The organism is Chamaesiphon polymorphus CCALA 037 (assembly GCF_003003845.1).
Classification (GTDB): Bacteria; Cyanobacteriota; Cyanobacteriia; order Cyanobacteriales; family Chamaesiphonaceae; genus Chamaesiphon; species Chamaesiphon polymorphus.
This window is the reverse complement of record NZ_PVWO01000232.1, coordinates 1-8,720: the sequence shown is the minus strand read 5'-3', so window position 1 is coordinate 8,720 and position 8,720 is coordinate 1. Positions and strand designations below refer to the sequence as shown.

12 protein-coding genes and 1 pseudogene are annotated in these 8,720 nt (G+C 45.0%); 8 read left to right on the top strand and 5 right to left on the bottom strand.

Annotated features, from left to right (window positions below):
* Positions 1-36: 36 nt before the first annotated feature.
* Entirely contained in the window at positions 37-687 is a 651-nt protein-coding gene (locus C7B77_RS17080; protein ID WP_106307354.1) for a ParA family protein, read from the top strand.
* Complete coding sequence (locus C7B77_RS17075) at positions 684-1,079, top strand: hypothetical protein (RefSeq protein ID WP_106307351.1); 396 nt, start codon at positions 684-686, stop codon at positions 1,077-1,079. The genes C7B77_RS17080 and C7B77_RS17075 overlap by 4 nt, the downstream gene beginning before the upstream one ends.
* A 294-nt stretch (positions 1,080-1,373) precedes the next feature.
* Here C7B77_RS17075 and C7B77_RS17070 read toward each other — a convergent pair whose 3' ends face one another.
* Together C7B77_RS17070 and C7B77_RS17065 are read right to left on the bottom strand one after the other, a co-directional pair.
* The gene (locus C7B77_RS17070; RefSeq protein WP_181243897.1) at positions 1,374-1,784 is read right to left on the bottom strand and encodes a type II toxin-antitoxin system PemK/MazF family toxin; all 411 of its coding nucleotides are present in this window, start codon (positions 1,782-1,784) and stop codon (positions 1,374-1,376) included.
* A 23-nt stretch (positions 1,785-1,807) separates the two neighbouring features.
* Positions 1,808-2,530, bottom strand: coding sequence for a hypothetical protein (locus C7B77_RS17065; protein WP_106307345.1), 723 nt, complete (start codon positions 2,528-2,530; stop codon positions 1,808-1,810).
* A gap of 223 nt (positions 2,531-2,753) precedes the next feature.
* On the opposite strand from C7B77_RS17065, the gene C7B77_RS17060 reads away from it, so the two are divergent.
* Positions 2,754-2,996 carry a hypothetical protein gene (locus C7B77_RS17060; protein ID WP_106307342.1) on the top strand — a complete coding sequence of 81 codons (243 nt, stop codon included), beginning with the start codon at positions 2,754-2,756 and terminating at the stop codon, positions 2,994-2,996.
* A gap of 218 nt (positions 2,997-3,214) precedes the next feature.
* On the opposite strand, the pseudogene C7B77_RS31725 reads toward C7B77_RS17060, so the two are convergent.
* The 3 genes and pseudogenes from C7B77_RS31725 to mobA form a co-directional block, all read right to left on the bottom strand.
* Positions 3,215-3,316, bottom strand: a pseudogene (locus C7B77_RS31725) (transcriptional regulator); the annotation flags it as partial.
* 80 nt (positions 3,317-3,396) lie between these two features.
* Complete coding sequence (gene traI / locus C7B77_RS17045; RefSeq protein WP_106307336.1) at positions 3,397-4,716, bottom strand: TraI/MobA(P) family conjugative relaxase; 1,320 nt, start codon at positions 4,714-4,716, stop codon at positions 3,397-3,399.
* Positions 4,717-4,915: 199 nt separating this feature from the next.
* Complete coding sequence (mobA, locus tag C7B77_RS17040; protein WP_041550571.1) at positions 4,916-5,227, bottom strand: plasmid mobilization protein MobA; 312 nt, start codon at positions 5,225-5,227, stop codon at positions 4,916-4,918.
* Positions 5,228-5,874: 647 nt separating this feature from the next.
* Here mobA and C7B77_RS30095 point away from each other — a divergent pair.
* The 5 genes from C7B77_RS30095 (at position 5,875) to C7B77_RS17015 (ending at position 8,644) form a co-directional block, all read left to right on the top strand.
* On the top strand, positions 5,875-6,396 hold the full coding sequence (locus C7B77_RS30095; protein ID WP_181243896.1) for a hypothetical protein: 522 nt from the start codon (positions 5,875-5,877) through the stop codon (positions 6,394-6,396).
* A 120-nt stretch (positions 6,397-6,516) separates the two neighbouring features.
* Positions 6,517-7,203 (top strand): nucleotide-binding protein, encoded by a 687-nt coding sequence (locus tag C7B77_RS17030; RefSeq protein WP_106307333.1) that lies wholly within the window; start codon positions 6,517-6,519, stop codon positions 7,201-7,203.
* The gene (locus C7B77_RS17025) at positions 7,204-7,851 is read left to right on the top strand and encodes a hypothetical protein (RefSeq protein ID WP_106307330.1); all 648 of its coding nucleotides are present in this window, start codon (positions 7,204-7,206) and stop codon (positions 7,849-7,851) included. It abuts the gene before it with no gap.
* Positions 7,852-7,932: 81 nt separating this feature from the next.
* A complete protein-coding gene (locus C7B77_RS17020; protein WP_106307327.1) occupies positions 7,933-8,313 on the top strand; it encodes a type II toxin-antitoxin system RelE/ParE family toxin in 381 nt (126 codons plus the stop codon).
* On the top strand, positions 8,294-8,644 hold the full coding sequence (locus C7B77_RS17015; protein WP_106307324.1) for a helix-turn-helix domain-containing protein: 351 nt from the start codon (positions 8,294-8,296) through the stop codon (positions 8,642-8,644). Before C7B77_RS17020 ends, C7B77_RS17015 begins: the two co-directional genes overlap by 20 nt.
* Positions 8,645-8,720 lie beyond the last annotated feature (76 nt).

The following is an 8,720-nucleotide window of genomic DNA, read 5'->3' as shown; positions in this document are numbered from 1 at the left end:
TCGGATAGTTGCAGTTAATCTGGGTTCGATTTTGCGATGATTGCGGGTTTGATGATTTATAATTGCGGGTCGCTACATCTATCCTTTGGTTTGGGCGTGGAAGGACTCGAACCAACTGCCTATCAATGGCTCACTAGCCCCACCCGAAACACCCCAACTGCTACTAATCTCCAACATCTAGCAGTATTGCCAGGGGACATTAAGATGTTCCGGTTAGGATCGTCGAATGAGGATATCTTTGCAAGTCCCCTTAAAGGGTTAATACCTTTAAAGTATCAGGTGGTCTTGATGGATTGTCCGCCAGGATTGGGGGTAGCCTCGGTACAAGCAATTTTAAACAGCGATCGAGTGTTGGTACCAACGTTATGCGAACCCGCCGCGCTCAAGGGATTGTCGGAGGCGATCGATCTAATTCGCGGGGAGAATCAAAATCTACCGATCGATGTGCTGCGAAATCGCTACAAGCCGCGTCTAGTCCTGACTCGCGAATCGGATGACCTCTTAATTAGCAGTGCCCAGGACTTAAATTATCGTCTGTTGCATACAACTATCCCCGACAATATCCAAGTGGCAGAATCGATCGCGAGTCAACAGCCTGTAACTATTTATGCGAGTAAATCGCCAGGAGCTGTAGCTTACCGCAGTCTTGGTAAAGAATTAATGAAAATTTGGGGGTTAAAATCATGAGCCGGATGGGCAAAATGGGCAAACTCAGCGATTTTGGGCAGTCTCCTTCAGCACCAGTACCACCAGTTGTGGAAACTATCGCTACCCCAGTGGCAGTAACGGAGGCAGTTTCCACACAGATTGCTGTCGAATTACCAATGGACACACAGTCAGGGGAAAGTCAACAGACTGAAATCATGGTTAATGTCAATATCAAAATGTCGCAGAGTCAGCAAGAATGGTTAGCGGCTACAGCTAAGACAGTTCGCCGTAATAATTCTTTACCCGTGCCAGCCAAGGAGCGAGTTTATCCCCAGCATTTAATTAGTTTGGCAGTGGAATTACTGCAATCTGCCAATGTGGATTGGGAGGAGGTAAAAACGATCGCCGATTTAAGGGAGCGGCTAAAATAAGTCGTCAATCGTAGGATTAATGTAGTTTAGTTCGGTTCGATCGTACATTTCGTACTACCAAGTTCTGTATTACTGTCAACTGTAAAGCAAAAAGATAGCAATTAGACAACTCGATCCGATCGCATCCTTAATTAATGACTAGAACCCTGACAGGGAGTAAGGTTAAAAATTAAGGATGTGATAATGCATGTTTTCCCACTCACGCGGAAGGGCTGCGAGGGTGGTTATCGGCATCGGCGATCGAACTACCGAGTTCAGCTTTAATTTGGTTGGCGTTGATGCAGTTGGACATTCTTAAAAAGGTTTCTTAGGTCTTTCAAATGCTTTGGAAGTTGGAGGAGATTCGGGCTGTTTTTGTAGTAAATTCACCAAAACTTTAACTACTTCGTCCAGTTTCTCATCTTTCAAAGTTCCATACTTCTTTCTAATTACCTTAGAATTGAGAGTGTAAAGTGTTGATGGTTGAATGTAAGATGACTCGTAATCAGTACTTAACATACCTTCCTTGAAATCCTTAGCAGAAATTGCAATCACTCCATCTTTACGAGATTTACTAGTAATGAAAGCACAAATTAGCCCTCCTTTGATTAGGGATGGGGCAAGAATTAGTACTGGTCTATACTTTTCTTCCTCAGAATCCTCCTGATAGGGAAATGGAGCATCAACAATGTCACCCTTTTTATAGAAAGCATCAGACTCGATCAAAATTAGAATTCCTTATGACCGAATCAGTCTTCAAAAAAAACAGGGTGGTTAGCATTGGCGATCGCTGTTAACATCTCACAATCTTCTTCATCTGATTCGGCTAGAGCAAAGTCTATAAGGCTAGACAGGAAGCCAGCGGAAGTACGAACTCTGATTCGATAAGAGTCTTTTACATCCGATCTTGTTTGAGAGTTAGACGATTTTTGTTGAGATACTTGAATCACTTTGAAAAGTAAAGTTTGAAACTCTTCTAGTAAATCTAGACTGAAAAACTCAAGATTGTCTTCGAGAGCATTTCCGACTGCTTCAAGGGCTTCAGCCCATCTCTTCAAATCTTTCTTATTGCTATTTTCGCTATATCTCGAAATATCTACAATATTTCTAAAACCATTCACGAGTATTTCTAAACTTCTCGTGTGTATCCCGATCGAAGCTGTCAGGGAGTTACTAATTGCAAATGGCAACCCGTAACCATTAATCTGTCTGGTATTTTTGAAGGATTCTATTTTTGACCAGGCATGACCGACGGCATTATGCAGCTTGTAAAATTTCCGATTTTCTGCAAACTCTTTTGCTTTGTCTGCAATTATCTTAATCTCTGAAATTTCCTCTGATACAGCAGCCTTTTCACAATCTTTCGAGTAGTTTTTTTCTAAAGAATTAATGATGTCAGCATATTCTTGGAGCGAATTTGTAACGCTGGTCAGAATTTTATCTGTCGATTTATCTTGACAAAGAACTTTCATTGAAATATCTCAGTAGTTAGAGAAATTGCTCGTACAGGAAATATTATCCGGTTTTTAAAAACTTGAAAGTAGTCAATTTAGGATTACAAGGTAATTATACCCACAACTTGACTACTTTTATCATGGCACAAAAAACATCAATTTGTCGATGGTTAGGTTGGTTCTAACCGCTTGGGGTTAGCGAGTCGGCGAGCATTCAAATCTATCAAAATTATCAGCTATTATGACAAGAACTTATAGATCGACCGCGATCGACAAAGGCTATTGGCAATTTAAGCATCAGTCGATCGGTTGGGCTAGAGTGGGACAAAAGGAGCTATACCAAGAAGAGCGAACGCTTTATCAACCCCGCTCCAGACATTGTTCGATGCGGTTTCCTCACTACACTAGCACCTACGAAGACTGCACCCCATCTAGCGTCTCCGATAAATATGCCAGTCGAGAACAAAGAATCAAATATCGATAGCAGCGAAGATCGGAGACTTTTTATCTTTGCATGGTGAATTTTTTGGCGTTGCACTAAAAACCCCGCCAAGTGACTGCTTGCCAAATAACTTCGAGCTTGAAAGAAATCTCCACCGAAGCGGCAAGAAGTCGCTGGCGGGGTTGCTTTCGATGATGGCAGCGAACATGGCGTTACGATTGAGAGATTACATCGATTTATAGTGCCCTGCAACCTGCCGACTAAATAAACACGCTCGCTGAAATATTGAAGATCTCACCCAATTTCTTAGCCTGAGCTTTACTGATTTCCCGCTTACCATTAACGATTGAGGAAACCAGTCCTTATTACCTTTAATACTGTCCTTTCTTTGATACCTTAATCCAGCACCGCCGAAAATAATCATCGCACTTAGCCAGATTAATCACATTGTTATCCCATAGTCTTGGCTTGGCTGTCGCTCCTGTTTTTCTTGCTGTTGTTGCCCCACAATTCGCTCTAAATTCGGGCTGGGTTCTCCATGTCTGTATCGCCATTTTTCTGCTAAATCTTCTCTACCTCTCAACCGTTGCCACTCCTCAAAGCTAGGGAATTGTTGATATTTGTCCCGCAGTCGTTCGCGTTCTGCTTCTTGCTGTTGTTGCAATTCCTGCTTCTCCTCTTTCTGGTCTTCGGCAAGGGTATGACGCAAGGCATTAAGGATCGCTCCTTTACCTTCCCATCTACCCGATAGGAGTTCTTCTCGTTCTTGTCTTTGTCGTTCTGCCAATTGTCGATACCGTTCGTCCCATTTCTGTCTCAACACATCGGCATCGCTGGTTTTATTAGAGTAGTAATCGGTTCGCAGTTGGGTGTATTGTTGCCAACCTGGGGGCATCTGCTCCATTAATGGTTGGGGGGAGATTGGAGCTATGTTTAGATCTTCAATCGGTGGTTCGTAGGTGCCCAAGCGTTTCTGTAAGTTACTAAAGCTAGCGGCACGGTCGATGCTGCTGGCTTTGATTGTTGTCTCGCCAATGGTGACGATCGCTCCGGTGCCTTTTTGGTGGTATTTGGCTCCAACTGCGGCTAGTTGACGGTGGAGTTGTTGCCAGTCATTGGCATCTTTGACGATCGGGGCTAGGGTTTCGATGCCGATCCGTTGGGCTGATTTTTGTCCGGTACGGTTCTCGAAATCGGCGGCGCGTTGTTGGGGTTGGGGCTGGGATTCATAATCTTGGCGTTCGACGATCTTGCCATCTTCGTCGATCTGGTATTTAGCATTTTCTAGGGGTTGCCAGCCTTGGGTATGTTCGATTCTGGTAACGGCGCGGTGGAGGGCTTCAATATCGAAACCGCGATTGATCTGGATCGGTTGGATCGTGTCTGGGTGGATGCGGTTGATGACAACATGGACGTGGATGTTATGGGTGTCTTGATGGGCGGCATAGATAACTTGATGTTCTTGCATTTCCATTTCGGCGAGCAAGATATCTACGGCTCGATCGATTTGTTCTGCGGTGGGGCGTTCTTGTTCGCGCCAACTGAGGACGTAATGATTGAGTGGGTTTTTACTGCGGGGATTCTCACCTGCCAGTGCCATCATTTCTAGTCTCTGTCCAATCAGACGATCGCTGATAAAGTTTTTACCACCGATTTGCATGACTTTGTGTTTGTCTTTATCTTTGGTGATATAGTCCACCAAGCTACCTGCATGTTTGCCACCACTTTTAGTTGCAGTTGCTTTGACTCGCTTACCGATCATTTTCTTCCTCCCTCTGGGTGCCTAACTATCAAACTGGGGTTTACTATTCCAGTTTCGGAATTTTTTGGGTGAGTAACTTGTATGGGGTAGCGATCGTTCTCATCTTTGCAATCGATCGGAAAAACTCGCTCGTCGCAGATCGATCGTCTACTCCCACACTCCCCACCTTTCCCCTTTACCCCTTCCCCTTTTCCCTTTTTTATAAGCCATTACCGATACTGACGATCGCTTTTTGAATTTCAATCAAGGTATCGGCGGTCAGTTGGCTGTATGCACCGCCACTTTCATTATGGATGTGTTTGAGTAAGCCCCCGATGCGGCGGAGTTCGCGGATCGTTGTCATGTCAGTATTGGCAGCGACGCGCCGACCGAGGGCACGTTGGCGGATATAGGTGCTAACGGTGATTCCGGCGACGCTAGCTGCATCTTTGAGTTCTTCCATTTCGCTGGGAGTCAGGCGGATGTTGCATTGACAGCTTAGGGGTTCGGCTTGGGTGCGTTTGAATGTCATAATTTGTTAAGGGAGGTTGGGAATGTGGGGGGAAACATTATTACGATCGAGGAACCCATCGCCGCCCATCCCTGCCGCTGCGATTGAATCGATCTGCAAGTTCGTTAGTTGTCAGCAGGAATTAGGCTTTAATGGGTCGAGTATCATTAAAGTATGGCTTAGACAAATGATCGATCGCCACAGTTAGATCTGGTCGGGGCGATTGTAGCGATCGGCAGGGGTTAGGGGATGCAATCCCCACAAGATAGCCTGGAGTGAGGAGCTTGCGACGAGTGGAGGGCGGGTGGCTGCGTATAGCAGCTACCATCTTGTTACCTCTATAAAGCTTAATAGTTTACTATAAGTTGCGCGTGATTTTGGGTGGATAGGGTGGCTCTAGATTGGTTTTTTGTGGGATGGTAGGATTAGGGTTAGAGCTAGGGGATAGAACTAGGGTTAGAGCTATGATTCGATTTGGAGATAAAATTTAGGTAAATGCTCGGTGGTGAATGGCTTGAGGAGATGGGTATAATTGGAATCGTGAGATTGTCAGCAACATATAGTATTTATCGATTGAGGAAGGTTTTTAGGGCGGATATCTTAACTCCGTTTTAAAAACCACTTACGACTTACGAGTTACGAGTTACGACTTATTGGAGGGGGTTGTTATGATGGGCTATAAGTTAGAGCAAGTTGAGGCAATTGCGGCTAAGTTGCGAGAGTTACCAGCAATCGAACCACCGCCAAAAGATTTAAGTAAGAAGGAGGCGGTTAAGCTTTTAAGTAAGGAGATTCGCTCTTTGCAGAAACGGGGTTATACCTTGGAGCAGATCGCTTCTAGCCTCAAGGGTGAGGGGTTGGATATTTCTAGCTATACGCTCAAGAGCTATATGAATAATTCTAAGCAGGGTAGTAAGTTGAAAGCTGCTACTCCGGCACAGCTACAGGCGGCAAAGTCGGATAAGCCGAAGCAGACAGATGGCTCTGACTCTGAGGGTAAAACTGGGGATGAAACATTACATAGTAGCAATCGAGCTGAAGGTAATGTTGATGTTGCTGAGGGTAACGTTGATGTTGAGGTGCAACAGGTTGAGAAGCAGGTTAAGGATAAGCCTCAACCTAAAAAAACCGATACTAGTTATACCAATAAAAGTAAGCTAGTTCCTCGCGCTGATTCGACCGATCTCTAATTGCCGAGTGGGGAGGAGATAGTCGTTAGTTACCAGTTGCAGAATTCTCTTGACGATCTGAGATTGGCGGGAAACAATTGAGATAGAACGATCGTATTAATAAGTTGAGCGCGAGGGTGAATGATGAACCGGATCTATATGGTCAATAGTTTTAAGGGCGGGGTGGGTAAGAGCCTTGTCTGTATGGGGCTGATCGATTATCTCCGGCAGCTTGGGGAAGATTGTTTGCTGGTGGATACTGATACTAGTAATCCTGATGTGTATAAGGCTTATACGAATGTCATTCCCTGCGAGATGGTGGATTTAGATGCTGGGGATGGGTGGATCGATTTAATTAACCTTTGCGATCTGGAGGAGCATCGCCAGCGGACGGTTGTGATTAATGGTGCGGCGCGGAGTAATGAGGGTGTGAGTAAGTTTGGCGATACGCTCAAGGGCATTTTGCCGGATCTCAAGCGGGAGTTGGTGACGTTTTGGGTAGTTAATACTCAACGGGATTGTGTGGAGCTGCTCAAGGATTATATGCAGGTGATGGGGGGTTTACCTTTGCATGTCATCCGCAATGGTTATTTTGGTGGTGAGGATAAGTTTGAGATCTATAACAATTCGGCTCTGAAGAAGTCTGTGGAGAAGAATGGGGGTAAGTCTTTGACGATTTCGGAGTTGGCTGGGCGGGTTTCGAGTGTGCTGTATAGCGATCGCAAGTCGATTGAGACTGCTTTAACTGAGATGCCTCTGGGCAATCGGGCGGAGTTGTTGCGCTGGCGACGGGATTGTAAAGCGATGTTTGATAAGGCATTGAAGTAAATGAGTAATTTAAACGAGCGGTTTGAGAAGATTCTGGGCGCACCGTTGACGGATAAGCAGAAGCAGGAGATTTTTGAAATCGGTAGTACTTTGAAGATTGCCGATAATGATGCGCTGTGGACGATGTTGGCAATGCACTACAGCTTTGAGGGTAGGTATGAGCGGATTTTAGATCGGATTGAGGAGACTGGGCAGTCGCAGCGGGAATCGCTCAAGTCGGCGGGTCAGGTGGCAGCTACTCAGGCGCAGGCGGACATTAATCAAGCGGTTAAGTCGCTGGTGCCTACGGTATCGGTGGAGGTTGCTAAGGCGGCGAAGTTGGCGGTGCGGCGGATTGGGATTAGTCAGAGTATGTTTTCGCTCTGGGTGGGTGGGTTGATTGTCAGTCTGATTTTTATTTTGGGGATTGCGTTCGGGTCGCGGTTGTATATTGTGGCTGTTAACGATCTCAAGAATTACGGTTTGTATTGGGATCGGGTTAGTTGGGCGATTTATATGGGTCTGGGTTGTCCGGTGTTGGCAGCTTTGGGGTTTTATTGTTTGGAGTCTTATACTGATGAGGTGAAGTTTGGCGGTTGGGTGTTGATGGCTTGTGCGGTCTTGGTCTTTATCTTTCCTTCGCTGAAGGTGATGGGTTTTATTAAGTGAAATATTTTGAAATAGATCTAACAATTTGGTGTATGTTAAAATCTAAATAATGTTTGCACTATCATTCATCTGATAACAACTATGGCAGAAGCACCAGATCGCAAACCTCTGATCTGGATGGGCAGATCTCGTAAAGATATTGGTGAATTTCCAGACCGAGTTAAGGGTGAGCTAGGTTATGGATTAGATCTAGCTCAAGCTGGTGACAAACACGATAATGCCAAGCCTTTAAAGGGGTTTAAAGGTGCTGGTGTTCTAGAATTGGTTGAAGACTTTGACGGGGATACTTACAGAGCGGTTTATACGGTAAAGTTTACCGAAGCGGTTTATGTTTTACACGTTTTCCAGAAGAAGTCAAAGTCGGGGATTGCTACGCCCAAGTCGGATATCGATCTAATCGAGAGTAGGTTAAAGTTAGCCGAGGCACATTATCAGGAGAACTATGAAAGTGAATCAAGCTAACATTGAGTCAGAAATTGAATTTGAAGTCGGTAGCGGCAATGTTTTTGCCGATTTAGGGTTTGAGAATGCTGAAGAGATGTCATTCAAATCTGAATTAGTCCGGCAAATCAATCGAGCGATCTCCTCTCAAAATTTGAACTCGCAGCAAGTTAGAGATTTACTACATATCGATGAGGAGATGTTGGTTAATTTAAGTCGCGGTCGGTTGACAGAATTAACGATCGAACATCTATTTCGATATCTGAATATTTTGGGTCGAGATTTGGAAGTCGTTCTCAAGCCTCCCTCGACGGCTAGCAGTCAAGGGAAGTTAACAGTGACGGTTATCTAGGGGTTGCGGAATAAAGGCTAAAATCCAGGTTGGAAAGCAGTTACAGCTACTAATTCAGCTACTCAGAGCCAAGGAA